This window comes from Marinobacter sp. R17, assembly GCF_003789045.1.
In the GTDB taxonomy this organism is placed as follows: domain Bacteria; phylum Pseudomonadota; class Gammaproteobacteria; order Pseudomonadales; family Oleiphilaceae; genus Marinobacter_A; species Marinobacter_A mangrovi.
In genome coordinates, this window is record NZ_RHGZ01000001.1 from 253,532 (window position 1) to 269,361 (window position 15,830).

Genomic DNA, 15,830 nt, shown 5'->3' on the forward strand with positions numbered 1-15,830 from the left:
CTTGACCTGCCGGCCACGCCACGTATCATCATCGCTCAGGATTAACGAGGATGAGCCCGAATCCCCGGACTCACCTAACGGAGCATTCATGTCCGAACCGCCCCGTACATCGATCATGACCCATGCCGAGCCGGATGCTTTTATCCCCCTGCGTCCCGGCCGCCTTCCCTATTTCCCCGATCCGCCCAGCGCCCGCTGATCTCAAGTCGTTTGCGCTGATGGTGTGCAGGGCGTTTGTCTGAGGGCTAAACTCAGGCTGCTCCTGTCGATGAGCGTCAGCATCCACGAATCAAGAAGAATGAGGTTTCAATGACCCTCGCGCTGGTCGTTTTACTGCCTTTTCTGGGCGCTATTGTGGCGCCGTTATTTGCCCAGGCCGGGCGCACAACGATTGCCATTGCCTCGTCGGTGCCGCCGGTCATCGCCCTGGCGGCCCTCTATCCGCTCTGGCCGGCGCTGGAAGCCGGTCACGTTCTGGTGCAGACCCACAGCTGGCTGCCGGACATCGGCCTGTCCCTCAGTTTCCGGCTGGATGGCCTGTCCCTGCTGTTTGCGTTGCTGATCCTGATCATCGGCCTGCTGATCATCCTGTATTCGCGCTATTACCTGAAAAAGCACGAAAATGTCGGCAAGTTCTATTCCCTGCTGCTGACCTTTATGGGGTCGATGCTGGGTATCGTGCTGTCCAGCAACCTGATCTTGATGCTGATTTTCTGGGAGCTGACCAGCCTGGTGTCTTTCCTGTTGATCAGTTTCTGGAACGATAAACAGGATGCCCGGCGCGGCGCCCGCATGGCGTTGGCGGTCACCGGCGGCGGCGGATTGGCCCTGCTGGCCGGCGTGCTGTTGATTGGTCAGGTGGTCGGCAGTTACGAGCTGGACAACGTCCTGGCCGCGGCGGACCTGATCAAGGCCCACGCGCTCTATCCGGTGATCCTGGTACTGGTGCTACTGGGGGCCTTCACCAAATCCGCCCAGTTCCCCTTCCACTTCTGGCTGCCTCACGCCATGCAGGCCCCCACGCCGGTGTCCGCCTATCTACACTCGGCCACCATGGTCAAGGCCGGCATTTTCCTGATGGCGCGGCTCTATCCCGTATTGGCCGGCACACCGGAGTGGTTCTACCTGGTGAGCTTCACCGGCATGGTGACGTTGCTGTTGGGCGCCTACGTGGCCCTGTTCAAACACGACATGAAAGGCCTGCTGGCCCACTCCACCGTCAGCCACCTGGGCCTGATTACCCTGCTGTTCGGCATGGGGACCAAGCTGGCTGCCGTGGCCGCCGTATTCCACGTCATCAACCACGCCACCTTCAAGGCGTCGCTGTTCATGGCCACCGGCATTATCGACCACGAGACCGGCACCCGGGACATGCGTCGTATCAATGGGCTGTGGCAGTTCATGCCCTACACCGCCACGCTGTCGATGGTGGCCGCGGCCTCCATGGCCGGGGTACCGCTGCTGAACGGCTTCCTCTCCAAGGAGATGTTCTTTGCCGAGTCGCTGGAACTGAACCTGCCGGGACTGTGGGCCTACCTGCCGCCGGTGATCGCCACCCTGGCGGGGATTTTTGCGGTGGCTTACTCAGCCCGTTTTATCCACGACGTGTTCTTCAACGGCAAACCGGTGGACCTGCCGATCTACCCGCCTCACGAGCCGCCGCGCTACATGAAGATTCCGGTGGAGATCCTGGTATTCGCGTGTGTGATGGTCGGGGTGTTCCCGGCCATTTCTGTGGGGCCGCTGCTCAATGCCGCGTCGGCCGCCACTCTCGCCGGCGACGTACCCGACTACCAGTTGGCGGTGATCCACGGGTTCAACCTGCCGCTGATGATGAGCTTCATCGCCTTTTTCGGCGGGCTGCTGATGTACACCCAGCGCCAGAAATTCTTCGACTTTCACGCTCGTTTCAGGGAGATCGACGAGAAAGCCGTGTTCGAGGCGATTGTTGCCCGAATTTCCGAAAAGGCCCGGGCGTTGACGGCCCGGATCGAAAACGGCTCACTGCAACGCTATGCCCTGCTGCTGATCGGGGCGGCCATCGCGGTCGCGCTCTACCCGGTGGTCGACCTGGGCGTGTCGATCGGTTCGATGGGCGTTTCACCCGTCGATGCCCCCACCGCCGTGGGCGGTGTGATCCTGATCGTCTGCGCGCTCGGAACAGCCGCCATGCATCGGGAACGATTGTATGCATTGATTCTGCTGAGCGTCGTGGGGCTGATGGTGGCGCTCGGCTTTGCCCGCTTCTCGGCACCGGACCTGGCCATGACCCAGCTGTCCGTCGAGGTGGTCACCATTGTGTTGCTGATGCTGGCGCTGTATTACCTGCCCTCCTGGACGCCAATGGAAGCCAGCCGCTTCCGGCGCTGGCGGGATATCGTGATCGCGCTGCTGGCCGGCGCAGGCATGTTCCTGGTCACCCTGGCCATGCTGACCCGACCGTTCGACTCCATCTCCAGCTACTTCCTGGAGAACAGCGTGTCCGGTGGGGGCGGCTCCAACGTGGTCAACGTGATCCTGGTGGATTTCCGGGGCTTCGATACCCTGGGCGAGATCACCGTGCTGGGCATTGCCGCGCTGGGGATCTTCGCCATGCTGCGTGACACCAAATTGACGGCGCCGCCGACGGACGGCCAGGGGCACCCCTGGTCCACGGACGCCCACCCGACCATGCTGCAGCAGATTTCCCGGCCGCTGCTGCCACTCGCCCTGATGGTGTCGGTCTACATCTTCCTGCGCGGGCACAACCTGCCCGGCGGCGGCTTTATTGCCGGCCTGGTCACTTCGGTGGCGCTGATCGTCCAGTACATTGCCAGCGGCATGCGCTGGAGCCACCGGCGCATGCCATTCAGCCTGCGTACGCCCATCGGACTGGGGCTGCTGGCCGCCACGGTGACCGGTATGGCGAGTTTCGCCTTCGGCTTCCCGTTCCTGACGTCCACGTTCAGCCACATTCACTGGCCGGTGGTCGGCGACTTCGAGCTGGCCTCGGCCATGGCCTTCGATATTGGTGTGTACCTGGCCGTTGTCGGCGCCACGCTCACCATCCTGGCGAGCCTGGGACGCCTGTCCATCAAATCCGATGCCATGCCGGAGGACTCGTAATGGAAATTCTGTTTGCCCTCATCATCGGCACGCTGACCGCTTCCGGTGTTTACCTGATCCTGCGCGCCCGGACCTTTCCGGTCGTGGTGGGGCTGACCATGCTGTCCTACGCCGTGAACCTGTTCCTGTTCTCCACCGGGCGACTGGTCACCGCCGGCCAGCCCATTATTGGCAGCACCGAAAACTACACCGATCCCCTGCCCCAGGCCCTGGTCCTGACGGCGATCGTCATCGGCTTTGCCATGACCGCTTTCGTCGTGGTTCTGGCTCTGCGCAGTCGCGCCGACACCGGTGACGACCATGTGGACGGTCAGAAAGAAGCCCTCTGGCCCGAACCCGGCGCCGACAAAGCTCCGGAGGAGACTCGATGAATCACTGGTTGACCGCCCCCATCCTGTTGCCGTTGCTGGGAGGGATCCTCCAGATCTTCCTGAGTTTCGCCCCGCTGGGCCTGCGCCGGACACTGGGCCTGGCCACGACCACCCTGATCCTGGTGGTGTCCATCAGCCTGCTGTTGCTGGCGGATGACGGCACCTACCGGGTTTATGCGCTGGGTAACTGGGCGCCGCCGTTCGGCATCGTGCTGGTGCTGGACCGCCTGTCCGCGCTGATGCTGTTCATGACGGCGCTGCTGGCCCTGTTCTGCCACATCTACTCGACCCGCGGCACCGATGCCCAGGGCCGGCACTTCCACGCGCTGTTCCTGTTCCAGCTCATGGGTCTGAACATCGCCTTCCTGACCGGCGACCTGTTCAACCTGTTCGTTGCCTTCGAGGTCCTGTTGATCGCCTCCTATGGTCTGCTGATGCATGGCGGTGGAACGGCCCGCACGGTCCCCGGGCTGCATTACGTGGTGCTCAACCTGATCGGCTCGTCCCTGTTCCTGATCAGCGTGGGGCTGCTCTACAGCGTGGTGGGCACGCTCAACATGGCGGACCTGGCGGTCAAAGTGCCCCAGGTGGCGCCGGAAGACCTGCCGTTGGTGCAGGCTGCCGGGATGATGTTGCTGGTGGTGTTCGCACTCAAGGCCGCCCTGCTGCCGCTGTGCTTCTGGCTGCCCAAGGCCTACGCCAATGCCACGGCGCCGGTGGCCGCCCTGTTTGCGGTGATGACCAAGGTGGGCATTTACGCCATCCTGCGGGTTTACTCGCTGATCTTCGGCGACCAGGCCGGTCCGCTGGCCAACCTGGGCATGGACTGGCTGTTCCCGCTGGCGCTGATCACCCTCGCGTTCGGCGTTATCGGCGCGCTGGGTGCTGACGGTCTGCGCAAGCTGGTGGCCTGGCAGGTGATCATTTCCGTCGGCACGCTGCTTGCCGCCATCAGCCTGCACTCGGAGGCCAGCACCTCCGCCGCGCTGTTCTACCTGCTGAACACCACCTGGGTGGTGGGTGGCCTGTTCCTGGTGACCGACCTGATCGCCCGTCAGCGGGGCAGCGCCTCAGACCGGATTGTTACCGCGCCGCGCATGCGCAGCCGGACCCTGCTCAGCGTGCTGTTCCTGATCGGCGCGACCGCCGCTGCCGGACTGCCGCCACTGAGCGGTTTCTTCGCCAAGGTGCTGATCCTGGAGTCGGTCAAACCCAGCGCTGAAATGGGTTGGCTGTGGAGTGTCATCCTGGTTGGCGGCTTCCTGAGCGTGGTGGCCTATAGCCGGGCGGGCAGCATCGTGTTCTGGCGCAACGTGGAAGGCCACGTCAAGGATCCGGGGCACCTGACGCTGCCGGTGACCGTGTCGGCGGGTGCGCTGATCAGCCTGAGCCTGGTCATTGTCGCCCTCGCCGGCCCCATCAGCCGGTATGCCGATGCCACCGCCGAGCAGCTGCACACGCCGTCAGCCTACATCGAGATTTTACAGACGCCGGTGGTCAGTCGGGGGGATTCACTATGAAGGCACTGAATGGACGCTTCGGCCTGCCGCACCCGATGCTGAGCGTCACCCTGTTCCTGATCTGGCAGGCGCTCAGCAACGGCATCAGCGGTGGCAGCATCGTACTGGGACTGATCCTGGCCTGGCTGCTGCCCCTGTTCACGCGGAACTTCTGGCCCAACAACCCGGCGATCCGACGGCCATTCCGCTTCCTGACCTACATCGTGCGGGTCCTGTGGGACATTGTCGTGGCCAGCATCAGTGTGGCGCTGCTGGTCCTTAATCCGACGCGCAAACCACGGCCGGCGTTTGTGGCCTTCCCGCTGGAGCTGGAGCATCCGCTGGCGATTTCCACCCTCGCCGGCACCATCTCGCTCACCCCGGGCACCGTCAGCGCCGACATCAGCGACGACAACACGCTGCTGCTGATCCACGTGCTGGATATGGAAGACGAAGCCGATCTGGTGGAAACCATCAAGAAACACTACGAACGCCCGCTGCGGGAGATATTCAAATGATTACGATCGCACTGGAAATCACCCTGGCGATGGTCACCCTGGCGGTGATCCTGAACGTGATCCGGCTGTTCAAGGGGCCGGATGCCCCGGATCGCATTCTCGCCCTGGACAGTCTCTACATTAACGCCATCGCGCTGATCGTGCTGCTCAGCATGCTGATCCACTCCCGGCTGTATATTCAGTCGGCCTTGTTGATCGCGGTGATGGGGTTTGTCGGCACCATCGCGCTGGCCAAACACCTCAAGCGCGGCAGCGTGATCGAATAGGCAACGACGGAGGCCCCATGCACATTGCCCTGGAAATACTGATTGTCGTGCTGCTGATCACCGGCGGCCTGTTTGCTCTGGCCGGAGCCATCGGCCTGCTGTCTCTGCCGGACTTCTATACCCGGCTGCACGCCCCGACCAAGGCCACCACGCTCGGCGTCGGCGGCATCGTGTTCAGTTCCATGATCTTTTTCTCGTTCGGTGACAAATCGCTGGAGGTGGAGGAAATCCTGATCATGATGTTCCTGTTCCTGACGGCACCGATCAGCGCCAACATGCTGGCCAAGGCAGCGATGCACCTGAAGGTGGGTCGTATGGAAGGCACCAAGGGACACCCCTGGGACCAGTAAGCGAACGCCGGTCGGCTATGCCCCGCTGGCGACAAACAATGCCCGCCAGATCATCACCAGCAGGAACAGCAACAACGCCCCGAAAACGGCGATGAGCGTGTACTGGATCCAGGGTCGACGCCGGGGACCGGGATCCAGCCGCTTTTCAATGTGACGGCGCAACAGGGCGGCATTGCGGTCGTTGGCCTTCCAGGCGAAATCGAACAGATCCCCGACGATCGGCACGATGCCGATGACAAACTCCAGCAGGACATTGCCCGCCATCCGCATCACCTGGCGGGTGCCGGCGCCCAGGCGAACGGCCTCGACCATCAGGTACAACGAGAGGACCAGCCCCGCGGCATCGCCGATGCCGGGCAGCAACCCCATCAACGGATCCAGTCCGAAACGGATGCGGGTGAACGGAATCCGGAACTGGCTGTCCAGAAGCCGGGCCGAGCTTTCCAGGCGGGTCAGCGCGCTCTCCAGCTTCTCCCGTTCCTGGGGGTCTGGCGGGGTATTCGGCGGCCTGTGATCAACCATATTTTTTCATCCAAGAGCCATAAATTTCCCGTATAGTAGGCGATCCGATTTTCAGGAGACATCTCTATGTTGAAAGTGAACGAATACTTCGATGGCAACGCGAAGTCCATTGCCTTCCAGACGGCGGACCTGCCGGCCACCGTGGGCGTGATCAGCCCGGGTGAGTATGAGTTCGGCACCACCAAGAAAGAAGTCATGACGGTGATCAGTGGTGCCCTGGAGGTCCTCCTTCCCGGAATGGACAAGTGGATGACCTACGGTGCGGGCGAAACCTTTGAAGTGGCCGGCCAGGCCAGCTTCAAGGCCAAGGCTGACGTCGACACGGCGTATCTCTGCACCTACGAGTAACGGTTTTCTGCGGCGGCGCCCTGGGTGCCGCCGACTCCCCTCCCGATCCTGCCTCGCCCTCTCTTTTCCAGCCTTGCCTTTTTCGTGAACTGTGTCAGATTACCTCTACAACCAAAATAAAACTCACTTCCGAATAATGAAGAGGTTGTTTCACGATGGCGCAGACAAAAATAATTCCACCGGTCAGCAATGCCTATAACTACCCGCTTTTGATCAAACGGTTACTGCTTTCCGGACCACGCTACGCCCCCGACCAGAAGATTGTCTACGCAGACCGCAGCGAATACACGTACAGCGACCTGGTGACCCGCATCCACAAGCTGGCCAACGCACTGACCGCCGCTGGCGTCCAGGCAGGCGACACCGTCGCGGTGCTCGACTGGGACACGCCCCGGTACCTGGAGTGCTTCTTCGCCATTCCGATGATCGGCGCCATCCTGCACACGGTGAACATCCGCCTGTCGCCGGACCAGGTGGTCTACACCATGAACCACGCCGAGGACGACCTGGTGCTGGTCCATGACGATTTCGTGCCGCTGCTGGAACAGGTCAGCGACAACCTGGAAACCGTGAAGGGCTATATCCAGCTCACCGACAACGATTCAGCGAAAAGCACGGCCCTCGACAACGTGAAGGGGGAATACGAAGCCCTGCTGGCGCAGGCCGACGACCACTTCGACTTCCCGGATTTCGACGAGAACAGCGTCGCCACAACCTTCTACACCACCGGCACCACCGGCAACCCCAAGGGCGTCTACTTCACCCACCGCCAACTGGTCCTGCACACCCTGACCCAGACCGGCACCCTGGGCTTCAATGAGCAGATGCCGCTGCTGCGTTCCAACAGCGTCTACATGCCGGTCACGCCGATGTTCCACGTGCACGCCTGGGGCGTCCCCTACGCCGCCACCATGATGGGCGTGAAGCAGGTGTATCCGGGCCGTTATGAGCCGGAACTGTTGGTGGACCTGCTCAAGAAGCACAAGGTCACCTTCTCCCACTGCGTGCCCACCATCCTGCAGATGATGCTGGACACCGAGTCCATCAAGACCGCCGACCTGAGCAACTGGCATGTGCTGATTGGCGGCAGTGCCATGACCGAGGGCCTGTGCCGGGCCGGTTCGAAACTGGGCATCCACCTGTATACCGGCTACGGCATGTCGGAAACCTGCCCGCTGCTGAGCACGACCTACCTCACCGAGGAAGACGCCAGGCTGCCGCTGGACGAGCAGATCAGTAAACGGGTGAAAACCGGCATCGCCAACCCGATGGTGGATCTGGAAGTCATCGATGCCAACGGCCAGCCACAGCCTCATGACGGGGTGTCCAAAGGTGAAGTCGTGGCCCGCACGCCCTGGCTGACCCAGGGCTACTTCAAGGAGCCGGAGAAAGGCGAGGCCCTGTGGGAAGGCGGCTGGCTCCATACCGGTGACGTTGGCACCATCGATCCGGACGGCACACTGATGATTCGTGACCGCATCAAGGACGTGATCAAGACCGGCGGCGAGTGGCTGTCGTCACTCGACCTGGAAAACCTGATCAGCCAACATCCGGCTGTCGCGGCTGCGGCCGTGGTCGGCGTGCCGGACGACAAGTGGGGCGAGCGCCCACACGCACTGATCGTGCTGATCCCGGGCCAGCAGGCAAGCCTGGAAGACATCCAGCAGCACCTGCAGCAGTTCGTCGACAGCGGCGAGATCAACAAGTGGGCCATCCCGCGGCAGATCGATTTTGTGGACGACATCCCCAAGACCAGCGTTGGCAAGATCAACAAGAAACTGATCCGCGACGAGCTGGCCTGACCCGCCGCCGGCACCCCGCTGCGGGTGTCGGCAACTCCGTCCTATTCTTGCGTTTCCGTAACCTGCAGGAACTTTCATTCCAGCGACACAGTCCTTATATATAAGACTGACTATGCGTTGCGAAGACGGAGCCTGCAGTGTGTCCCGCGTCTTCCCCTCCTCTCCCACAATGGACATGCCGGAGCCACCATGAACACCATTCTCAAACGCTTTCTGATTGTCTCGAGCCTTTACCTGCTGGCGCCATCCGTCGGTGCTCTGGACCTGGGTAACAAACTGGAGTCGGCTGGCGGGCTGATGCCCGAAGATGCGGTCAAAGTCACCGGTGAGGCCAGTACGCTGGTCAACAACATCCAGGATCAACTGGGCGTTACAGAGACCCAGGCAGCCGGCGGTGCGGGCGCCCTGCTGCAACTGGCCAAGAGCCAGCTCGGCGCATCCTCGTTCGACAATATCAATGACAGGGTATCGGGCTTGGGTAGCCTGCTGGGCGGTTCCGGAGATCAGTCCAACAATCTGCTGAGTTCCGCCTTGTCGAACATCTCGTCGATGGACGGCGTGGAGAAGGCCTTCAGCGCGCTGGGGCTGCAATCCAGCGCCATTGACCAGTTCGCACCGTTGGTGCTCGATTTCCTCAAAGGTCAGGGCGTAGGCACAGAGATGCTGGGCAACCTCAGCTCCCTGTGGATGCCGTCGTCATCGGCCTGACGACCGGGGCTGCCGTTGGCGGCCCCTGTCAACAGACAACGCCCCACTACTCGGGACGCTGATCCAGAACCCGCTTGATGATCTGGCGCCGGGTCTGCAAGCCGGCTTCGGCGGCATGCTCATGCGCCCGCTGACGAGCCGCATCCTGCCCGGATCCGGACACGACCGATGTAAAGTAACGGACGACCGCCTTTTCATAAGCCTGATAGGCGCCATCACAAGCCCCCTGGGCCGCCTCGGCAATATCCGAAGGCGGCGCCGATGTCACCGTCACATAGGGATCGGCCTGGGCCACCATGCAGTCCTGGTATGCCCCAAACTGACTCTGCAGGCTGCCCTGCAGTTTGGCGCGCTGTTTGTCGGTCAGGTCCGGCTGCATGGCGGCGCAACCCCCGAGCAGCAGGACGGACGATATCAGCGCCGCAGTTCGTACACCGGATTCACGCAAAATCATAAGTGCCTCCTTTCTCCAGGGCCCGCTGGTAGGCCGGCCGGGCCTGGAACCGTTTTACGTAGTTGCGGATCGCCGGCCGGTTGCGACCGACAATACCGCGCGCCAGGGATGCTTCCAGCGGGAAGCTCATCTGGATATCGGCTGCACTCAGCGTATCACCGAGGAACCACTCGTTCCTGGAAAGATGGTTCTCGACGAAGTCCATGTGGTTGCGAATCTGCGGCGAGATGAAGATCTCGTTGGTCTTGTCTGCAATGCCCTTGGCCACCGGTCGCACGAAGAACGGCATGGGATTGGTCTTCACTTTCTCGAACACCAGCCGCAACAGCAGCGGCGGCATCAGCGAACCTTCGGCGTAATGCAGCCAGTAGGTGTAGTCGATCCATTGTTGCGTGCCCGGCTCCGGCAACAGCGACGTATCATAGCGATGGGCCAGGTAATCGATAATGGCGCCGGATTCAGCAATGGTCAGGTCACCGTCGGTGATCACCGGCGACTTGCCCAGCGGGTGGACCTCCTTGAGGCTGGCCGGAGCCAGCATGGTCTTGGGATCGCGTTGGTAACGCTTGATCTCGTAGGGCTGCCCGATTTCCTCGAGCATCCAGAGAACCCGTTGGGAACGGGAGTTGTTCAGGTGGTGGACGGTGAGCATTCAGCCTCCCTGCAGGGTAAGTAAGCAACTCGCTGAGACAATTTACGGAATCTGGAGCCGCGTTTCGACCGTCCGTTATTCGATCCGTGACCGGTTGTGGATCACCGGGGCGTCGACGGACGCTTCGACAGGATCACCAGACCGATGCCACCAAGGATCACCACCGTGGATACGACCAGACGCAGTGTGACCGGCTCGGCCATCAGGATGACCCCGAACGCCGCAGCAATCACCGGTACCGAAAGCTGGACACTGGCGGCCAGGGTGGCGCTCAACGAGGGCAGCACGGTATACCAGATGGCGTAGCCAATGGCGGAAGCGCCGGCTCCGGACAGGATCGCCAGCACGGCGCCGTGCAGATCCACCTCCCAGGACGGCATGGCAAACAACAGGGCGACCAGCGCCATGGGCGCCGCGCGCAGGAAATTGTCGGCGGACACCCGCAGGGGCTGACTTACCCCGCGGCCGCGCAGCGAATACACGCCCCACCCCACTCCGGCCAGCGCCATCAGCAGGGCCCCGACCAGCGACGGCGCGGTGACGCCGGGCGACAGCAGATAGACCAGTCCGGCGACGGCCATCACCGAGCCGGTCCATTGCATCATCGATGGGCGCTCCCCACGCACCAGCCCCCAGCCGATCATGGTGAGCTGTACCATGCCGAACAGGATCAACGCACCAATCCCGGTATTCAGCGACAGGTAGGCGTAGGAAAAGCAGATGGCATAGAGGAAGAGCATGGCGCCGGACAGCCAGCTGCCGCGGCTGTTGTCGTTGCCGGATGCTTTGCGCAGACGCACCAGCAGGGCCAGCATCAAGGTACCGGACAGCAATCGGATGAAGGTGAAGGAGGCGGCATCAATGGTTCCGGAATCCAGCGCCAGACGGCCGAGTACCGAGTTGGCGGCGAACGCCAGCATGGCCAGGACCGTCAGCACGACAATTCGCAATGAACCCGGGGACGCCATACCCTCTCCTTTTGGTTGCTTTTTATTTTTAGTCCGAAACACACTGTGACGCTATCAGCCCGGGCCGCTTTTGGTATTGAACTTTAGGGCCCTATTCGGCGGCAAAGGCAAAATCCACTTCTGGTTTGCGTCCGCCGACGATATCCGCCAATGCCGAGGCCGAGCCACAGGCATGGGTCCATCCCAGGGAGCCATGTCCGGTGTTCAGGTAGAGATTACGGTAGCGCGTGCGGCCAATATACGGGACGTTGGACGGTGTCAGCGGTCGCAGTCCGCTCCAGAATTCCGCCTTGTCCCAATAGCCGGCGTCCGGCATCAACGACGCCGCCCGTTTCACGATGGCCTGACAGCGCATCGTATCGAGATGCCGTTCATACCCGTTCAACTCCGCCGTCCCGGCGATCCGCAGTCGGTCCCCCAGGCGTGAGTACACCAGCTTGTATTCATCGTCGATCAGGCTCACCGAATAGGCCGCCTCACGGGAGCGGACCGGCACGGTGATCGAGTACCCCTTGGCAGGATAGATCGGAAGCCGCAGGCCGACAGACCGCCCCAGCCAGGCGCTGAAGCTGCCCAGACTCAGCACGTAACCGTCTGCCGCCAGCCGGTCGTGGTGGCCGTCCTGGATAACGCGCACACCCTGGATATCGCCGTGTTCCGCATCGATCCCGACAATTTCCGTGCTGTACAGGAAGCGCACGCCGGCCGCCTCGGCCCGCTCCGCCAGGGCCCGGGTAAAGCGATGGGCGTCACCGGATTCGTCTTCCGCCGTGTAGGTGGCTCCCACCAGTTGGTCACGCGCCGACGCCAGGGCCGGTTCGAGTTCCAGCACCCGCTCCAGGTCGATCACCTCCCGCTGGCAACCCAGCTCCCGCATTCGACAGGCGGGTTCCCGCGCCTGCTCCAACTCGGCCTGATCGGTGTAGAGATGCAGGATGCCGCGGGTGAGATGGTCGTAATCCAGGTTCAGGGAGGCCCGCAACGTCTGCAACTGAGCCCGGCTGTACAGGCCCAGATTGACGATCTGACGCAGGTTGTACTCGGTCCGGGACGGCAGACACTCACGCAGGAACGACAGGGCCCACCGCCACTGGTGCGGGTCGAGACGGGGCTTGAACCGCAAGGGGGCATCCGGGCGATTCAACCAGCGCAGGATTTTTGCCGGTGTGGCGGGGTTGGCCCAGGGTTCGGCATGACAGACGGAAATCTGGCCGCCGTTGGCGTAGCTGGTTTCCAGTCCGGCCCGGGGCTGACGGTCCACGACCGTCACATCGTGCCCGGCCTGGCGCAGGTACCAAGCGGTGGTCGTGCCGACCACACCCGCGCCGAGAACAATCATGTGCATGAATGATTCCTTGAACAAACAACAATGCCCCCGCTTCCGGCAGGGGCACTCAGGATAACCGTATTGATAGTGTCGGGTCAGCTTTTGGCCGGTCGTCCGCGGTGCTCCCGGTACATCCGCCGGATCCAGTCCACGGTGGGACGCTCGGCAAACTCGTCCAGGAACTGCCGCAACTCCGGCGGGATCTCTCCGGGAAACTGGAACGGTGCCTCCGGCGGCAAGGCCAGGGGCGAGAGCAACGCTGCCACCGTCAGGTCCGCCACGCTGAAGCGCTCGCCCACCAGATACGTCCGGTCCGCCAGGGCATTGTCCAGACGATCCAGCGCCGCTATCAGGCGGTCCCGACTGCGCGTGTAGCCGCGCTCGGTGATCCCCATGCCTTCTTTCATCGCACGAATCACCATCCGCTGACTGGTGCGAAAGGCCATGCGGCCCACCGTATTCTGCCCTTCTGTCAGGATCTCGAACATCAGGTGCGGATGATCGAGCAGGAAATAATAGGCGGTCCGGCGCATGTGCGGGCCAATCTCACGATCGGCAAACGCCGCCCATTCCAGCGCCTCTTCCCGTTCGGCCTCGTCTTTCGGAAACAGGGCCGGTGCCGAGGGGAAACGCTCCTCCAACGTCTGGATGATGGTGGCTGAATCGGCGATGTAGCGTCCATCCAGCTTGAGCACCGGCACCTTGTTCTGACGGGTGCGACGGAAGATGACGGGCATGTGGAACAGCGGCAGCAGGTTGCGCGCCTCGTAATCCACTTTCTTGTGATCCAGGGCCCAGCGGACTTTCTCGCAATAGTGGGAGACCGGGAACTGATAAAGCACGGGTTTGGCCATAAGCGTTCCGTTCCTGTTGGGCGAACTCAGCCGCCAGCCTTTTTGACGGTCCAGCCTTTTTCCTTCAACAGGGGCACCAGCAGGTCGCGATGATCCCCCTGGATTTCCACCACGCCGTCCTTGACCGTTCCGCCGGTGCCGCAGCGCGCCTTGAGAACCTTGGCGTAATCTTTCAGTGCCTTGCCCGTCAGCGGGATACCGGTGATCAGCGTCACGCCCTTGCCCTTGCGGCCCTTGGTCTCGCGACTGACACGGACAACGCCGTCACCGGCCGGTGCCTGGGGTTCTCCGCAGGTACAGTCCGACAGCGGCTGCCGGCAATCCGGGCACATTCGGCCCTGATCCGTTGAAAAGACCAGCCCCCCTGATGCGTTCTTCTTCAAAATACGATCTCCAACAGCAAATAGAGTATGACCGGGCAAACCCTACCTCACGAGCCGATAAACCAGAACAGGAACGCCAGAAAAAAGCCTTTGCGGCGGCGGGTGTCGGCCAGTCTCGACAGGGGTGGAATGTCCCCGCAATCCCGCGAGGCCTGGCCTGGAGCAAGGGACTCGTCAACCAGGTCGGAACGGTCTTCGTCCAGAATGGCCCGAGCCCGATCCTCCAACGCCTCGTCCACCTGCAGGCGAACACCACCCATGGCGTCGGAGAATAGCCACTGCATGCCGATGGTGTGCTCGTCCACCACCATCGACTCGATGCCCTCGGAGTCCAGGCGCGCCCGCGCCATATGGGCCTCGAAAGGCAGCGAATAACGGGCGACTGTGACCCAGCTCATGGTCACCTGCCGGTCAGGCCGGCGGGTAGCGTTCAAACATGGCCGTCACCACCTCGTCGATCAGTTCGACCCGGTCTTCCGGTGACTGGCGCTCGTCCAGGTAACGGCGGCTGACGCCTCGCCACACCACTTTCTGGGTGGAGCGATCCACCAGTTCCACCACCAGCTTGCCCTGCTTTACCTGGCGCACATCCGGCGCGGTGGCCACACCCCAGCCCCAGTTGCTGCGACCGAAGCCCAGGCCGTAGGTGAAGCCGCTGCTTTCCAGTTTCTCGGCTTCTTCCACGCGGTACGTGACCAGCAGGTCGGCCGTGGCCAGGTCCGCCTTTTTCAGGGATTCGCCCTGCAGTTCGCGCTCCAGCGCGGTTTCCACCCGAGCACCGTCCAGGCTCAGGTAGTTGCCTTGCCCTTTATCCGGGGCGAACGCCCAGGTCTGGTACTGGCTGAACGTGGCCCCGGCATCGTAGTCGGTCGACACGATGCTGGCACAGCCCGACAGCAAGCCCAGACACATCACCAAGACCAGGTAGCGCATAGTTTCCTCCGTCGTATCAGTCTGGAAACGCAGTCCCTCTCAGCACGTCACTCTCAAGCGCATACGTGACCAAGCGCATACGTGACTCTTCGCTATTCGGAGTCATCTTCTTCGGTCACCGGCAGCGTCACCCCCTCGGCCCGACAGAAGGCGACAAACGCCTGAACAGAAGCCTCCGGGACCGCAACCTGCATGGATACACCTTCACCATAGTCTACGTCCTCGACGTGCGCCTCATGCTGGTCGCACCAGTGTCGGACCGGCTGTTCCAATGCAAAATCCAGTGTGATCGCCAGCCGGCGCACCGGAACCTGGGTGCGCCGCGTCACCTCCGACAGTACCGCCTCGGTCGCGCCGGCATAGGCCCGGACCAGACCGCCGGCTCCCAGTTTGATGCCGCCGAAATAGCGGATCACCACCACCATGATATCGCCCATATCCTTGTGTTGGATCACATTCAGGATGGGCTTGCCGGCCGTGCCCGAAGGTTCGCCGTCGTCGTTCATAGCCGCCTGCGTCGCGGCGCCGGGTCGACCGATCTGGTAAGCCCAGCAATGGTGGCGGGCATCGGGAAAATCCGCCCGCGCCCGTTCCAGGAACGCCATGGCCTCTTCCCGGCTGTTGACCGGCGCCACCCGGGCGATGAAGCGGCTTTTCTTGATGTCGATTTCCCGCTCGATCGATTCGGCGGGAATGGGATAATCTTTGGACATGCGACCTGTTGTGTTTGTTCAGCAGGTCCGTTCAACCGGAACAGACCGTATCACCGG

General features: G+C 62.3%; 19 protein-coding genes. 9 read left to right on the plus strand and 10 right to left on the minus strand.

Annotated features, from left to right (window positions below; translation table 11 throughout):
- Window positions 1–309: 309 nt before the first annotated feature.
- Genes EB809_RS01240 through EB809_RS01265 form a run of 6 tightly spaced genes read left to right on the plus strand, consistent with a single transcriptional unit; the run spans window position 310 to window position 6,109 of the window.
- The gene (locus EB809_RS01240) at window positions 310–3,105 is read left to right on the plus strand and encodes a monovalent cation/H+ antiporter subunit A (RefSeq protein WP_123632751.1); all 2,796 of its coding nucleotides are present in this window, start codon (window positions 310–312) and stop codon (window positions 3,103–3,105) included.
- Complete coding sequence (locus EB809_RS01245) at window positions 3,105–3,476, plus strand: Na+/H+ antiporter subunit C (protein WP_123632752.1); 372 nt, start codon at window positions 3,105–3,107, stop codon at window positions 3,474–3,476. Before EB809_RS01240 ends, EB809_RS01245 begins: the two co-directional genes overlap by 1 nt.
- On the plus strand, window positions 3,473–4,996 hold the full coding sequence (locus tag EB809_RS01250; RefSeq protein WP_123632753.1) for a monovalent cation/H+ antiporter subunit D: 1,524 nt from the start codon (window positions 3,473–3,475) through the stop codon (window positions 4,994–4,996). The genes EB809_RS01245 and EB809_RS01250 overlap by 4 nt, the downstream gene beginning before the upstream one ends.
- A 5-nt stretch (window positions 4,997–5,001) precedes the next feature.
- A complete protein-coding gene (locus EB809_RS01255) occupies window positions 5,002–5,493 on the plus strand; it encodes a Na+/H+ antiporter subunit E (RefSeq protein ID WP_407944051.1) in 492 nt (163 codons plus the stop codon).
- Window positions 5,490–5,759 carry a K+/H+ antiporter subunit F gene (locus EB809_RS01260; protein WP_123632755.1) on the plus strand — a complete coding sequence of 90 codons (270 nt, stop codon included), beginning with the start codon at window positions 5,490–5,492 and terminating at the stop codon, window positions 5,757–5,759. The genes EB809_RS01255 and EB809_RS01260 overlap by 4 nt, the downstream gene beginning before the upstream one ends.
- Window positions 5,760–5,776: 17 nt before the next feature.
- On the plus strand, window positions 5,777–6,109 hold the full coding sequence (locus tag EB809_RS01265; protein ID WP_123632756.1) for a Na+/H+ antiporter subunit G: 333 nt from the start codon (window positions 5,777–5,779) through the stop codon (window positions 6,107–6,109).
- A 15-nt stretch (window positions 6,110–6,124) separates the two neighbouring features.
- On the opposite strand, the gene EB809_RS01270 is transcribed toward EB809_RS01265, so the two are convergent.
- Complete coding sequence (locus tag EB809_RS01270; RefSeq protein WP_123632757.1) at window positions 6,125–6,631, minus strand: DUF4112 domain-containing protein; 507 nt, start codon at window positions 6,629–6,631, stop codon at window positions 6,125–6,127.
- A 66-nt stretch (window positions 6,632–6,697) separates the two neighbouring features.
- Between EB809_RS01270 and EB809_RS01275 the strand changes: the two genes are divergently transcribed.
- The 3 genes from EB809_RS01275 (at window position 6,698) to EB809_RS01285 (ending at window position 9,489) form a co-directional block, all read left to right on the plus strand.
- Window positions 6,698–6,979: a pyrimidine/purine nucleoside phosphorylase gene (locus EB809_RS01275; protein ID WP_123632758.1), complete on the plus strand. Its 282-nt coding sequence runs from the start codon at window positions 6,698–6,700 to the stop codon at window positions 6,977–6,979.
- Between the two features lie 155 nt (window positions 6,980–7,134).
- Window positions 7,135–8,781 (plus strand): fatty acid--CoA ligase, encoded by a 1,647-nt coding sequence (locus EB809_RS01280; RefSeq protein WP_123632759.1) that lies wholly within the window; start codon window positions 7,135–7,137, stop codon window positions 8,779–8,781.
- 189 nt (window positions 8,782–8,970) lie between these two features.
- On the plus strand, window positions 8,971–9,489 hold the full coding sequence (locus EB809_RS01285) for a DUF2780 domain-containing protein (protein WP_123632760.1): 519 nt from the start codon (window positions 8,971–8,973) through the stop codon (window positions 9,487–9,489).
- Window positions 9,490–9,535: 46 nt separating this feature from the next.
- Here EB809_RS01285 and EB809_RS01290 read toward each other — a convergent pair whose 3' ends face one another.
- The 9 genes from EB809_RS01290 to EB809_RS01330 form a co-directional block, all read right to left on the minus strand.
- Window positions 9,536–9,943, minus strand: coding sequence for a hypothetical protein (locus EB809_RS01290; RefSeq protein ID WP_123632761.1), 408 nt, complete (start codon window positions 9,941–9,943; stop codon window positions 9,536–9,538).
- Window positions 9,930–10,595, minus strand: coding sequence for a glutathione S-transferase (locus EB809_RS01295; protein WP_123632762.1), 666 nt, complete (start codon window positions 10,593–10,595; stop codon window positions 9,930–9,932). The genes EB809_RS01290 and EB809_RS01295 overlap by 14 nt, the downstream gene beginning before the upstream one ends.
- A 101-nt stretch (window positions 10,596–10,696) precedes the next feature.
- Window positions 10,697–11,563 carry a DMT family transporter gene (locus EB809_RS01300; RefSeq protein WP_123632763.1) on the minus strand — a complete coding sequence of 289 codons (867 nt, stop codon included), beginning with the start codon at window positions 11,561–11,563 and terminating at the stop codon, window positions 10,697–10,699.
- Between the two features lie 91 nt (window positions 11,564–11,654).
- The gene (locus EB809_RS01305; RefSeq protein ID WP_123632764.1) at window positions 11,655–12,908 is read right to left on the minus strand and encodes a D-amino acid dehydrogenase; all 1,254 of its coding nucleotides are present in this window, start codon (window positions 12,906–12,908) and stop codon (window positions 11,655–11,657) included.
- Window positions 12,909–12,985: 77 nt separating this feature from the next.
- A complete protein-coding gene (locus EB809_RS01310) occupies window positions 12,986–13,744 on the minus strand; it encodes a glutathione S-transferase family protein (protein ID WP_123632765.1) in 759 nt (252 codons plus the stop codon).
- Between the two features lie 26 nt (window positions 13,745–13,770).
- Window positions 13,771–14,130: a translation initiation factor Sui1 gene (locus tag EB809_RS01315; protein ID WP_263316960.1), complete on the minus strand. Its 360-nt coding sequence runs from the start codon at window positions 14,128–14,130 to the stop codon at window positions 13,771–13,773.
- Between the two features lie 44 nt (window positions 14,131–14,174).
- A complete protein-coding gene (locus EB809_RS01320) occupies window positions 14,175–14,525 on the minus strand; it encodes a DUF2007 domain-containing protein (protein ID WP_123632767.1) in 351 nt (116 codons plus the stop codon).
- 13 nt (window positions 14,526–14,538) lie between these two features.
- Window positions 14,539–15,060 carry a DUF4136 domain-containing protein gene (locus EB809_RS01325; RefSeq protein ID WP_123632768.1) on the minus strand — a complete coding sequence of 174 codons (522 nt, stop codon included), beginning with the start codon at window positions 15,058–15,060 and terminating at the stop codon, window positions 14,539–14,541.
- 92 nt (window positions 15,061–15,152) lie between these two features.
- Window positions 15,153–15,773 (minus strand): YigZ family protein, encoded by a 621-nt coding sequence (locus EB809_RS01330; protein ID WP_123632769.1) that lies wholly within the window; start codon window positions 15,771–15,773, stop codon window positions 15,153–15,155.
- Window positions 15,774–15,830 lie beyond the last annotated feature (57 nt).

What these genes read in the sequence shown, in the direction of transcription:
- EB809_RS01265 (WP_123632756.1), top strand. Translation starts at nt 5,777, where the DNA reads ATGCACATTGCCCTGGAAATACTGATTGTCGTGCTGCTGATCACCGGC.
- EB809_RS01300 (WP_123632763.1), bottom strand. Translation starts at nt 11,563, where the DNA reads ATGGCGTCCCCGGGTTCATTGCGAATTGTCGTGCTGACGGTCCTGGCC.
- EB809_RS01250 (WP_123632753.1), top strand. Translation starts at nt 3,473, where the DNA reads ATGAATCACTGGTTGACCGCCCCCATCCTGTTGCCGTTGCTGGGAGGG.
- EB809_RS01290 (WP_123632761.1), bottom strand. Translation starts at nt 9,943, where the DNA reads ATGATTTTGCGTGAATCCGGTGTACGAACTGCGGCGCTGATATCGTCC.
- EB809_RS01275 (WP_123632758.1), top strand. Translation starts at nt 6,698, where the DNA reads ATGTTGAAAGTGAACGAATACTTCGATGGCAACGCGAAGTCCATTGCC.
- EB809_RS01270 (WP_123632757.1), bottom strand. Translation starts at nt 6,631, where the DNA reads ATGGTTGATCACAGGCCGCCGAATACCCCGCCAGACCCCCAGGAACGG.
- EB809_RS01310 (WP_123632765.1), bottom strand. Translation starts at nt 13,744, where the DNA reads ATGGCCAAACCCGTGCTTTATCAGTTCCCGGTCTCCCACTATTGCGAG.
- EB809_RS01305 (WP_123632764.1), bottom strand. Translation starts at nt 12,908, where the DNA reads ATGCACATGATTGTTCTCGGCGCGGGTGTGGTCGGCACGACCACCGCT.
- EB809_RS01320 (WP_123632767.1), bottom strand. Translation starts at nt 14,525, where the DNA reads ATGAGCTGGGTCACAGTCGCCCGTTATTCGCTGCCTTTCGAGGCCCAT.
- EB809_RS01285 (WP_123632760.1), top strand. Translation starts at nt 8,971, where the DNA reads ATGAACACCATTCTCAAACGCTTTCTGATTGTCTCGAGCCTTTACCTG.
- EB809_RS01295 (WP_123632762.1), bottom strand. Translation starts at nt 10,595, where the DNA reads ATGCTCACCGTCCACCACCTGAACAACTCCCGTTCCCAACGGGTTCTC.
- EB809_RS01325 (WP_123632768.1), bottom strand. Translation starts at nt 15,060, where the DNA reads ATGCGCTACCTGGTCTTGGTGATGTGTCTGGGCTTGCTGTCGGGCTGT.
- EB809_RS01280 (WP_123632759.1), top strand. Translation starts at nt 7,135, where the DNA reads ATGGCGCAGACAAAAATAATTCCACCGGTCAGCAATGCCTATAACTAC.
- EB809_RS01260 (WP_123632755.1), top strand. Translation starts at nt 5,490, where the DNA reads ATGATTACGATCGCACTGGAAATCACCCTGGCGATGGTCACCCTGGCG.
- EB809_RS01240 (WP_123632751.1), top strand. Translation starts at nt 310, where the DNA reads ATGACCCTCGCGCTGGTCGTTTTACTGCCTTTTCTGGGCGCTATTGTG.
- EB809_RS01330 (WP_123632769.1), bottom strand. Translation starts at nt 15,773, where the DNA reads ATGTCCAAAGATTATCCCATTCCCGCCGAATCGATCGAGCGGGAAATC.
- EB809_RS01245 (WP_123632752.1), top strand. Translation starts at nt 3,105, where the DNA reads ATGGAAATTCTGTTTGCCCTCATCATCGGCACGCTGACCGCTTCCGGT.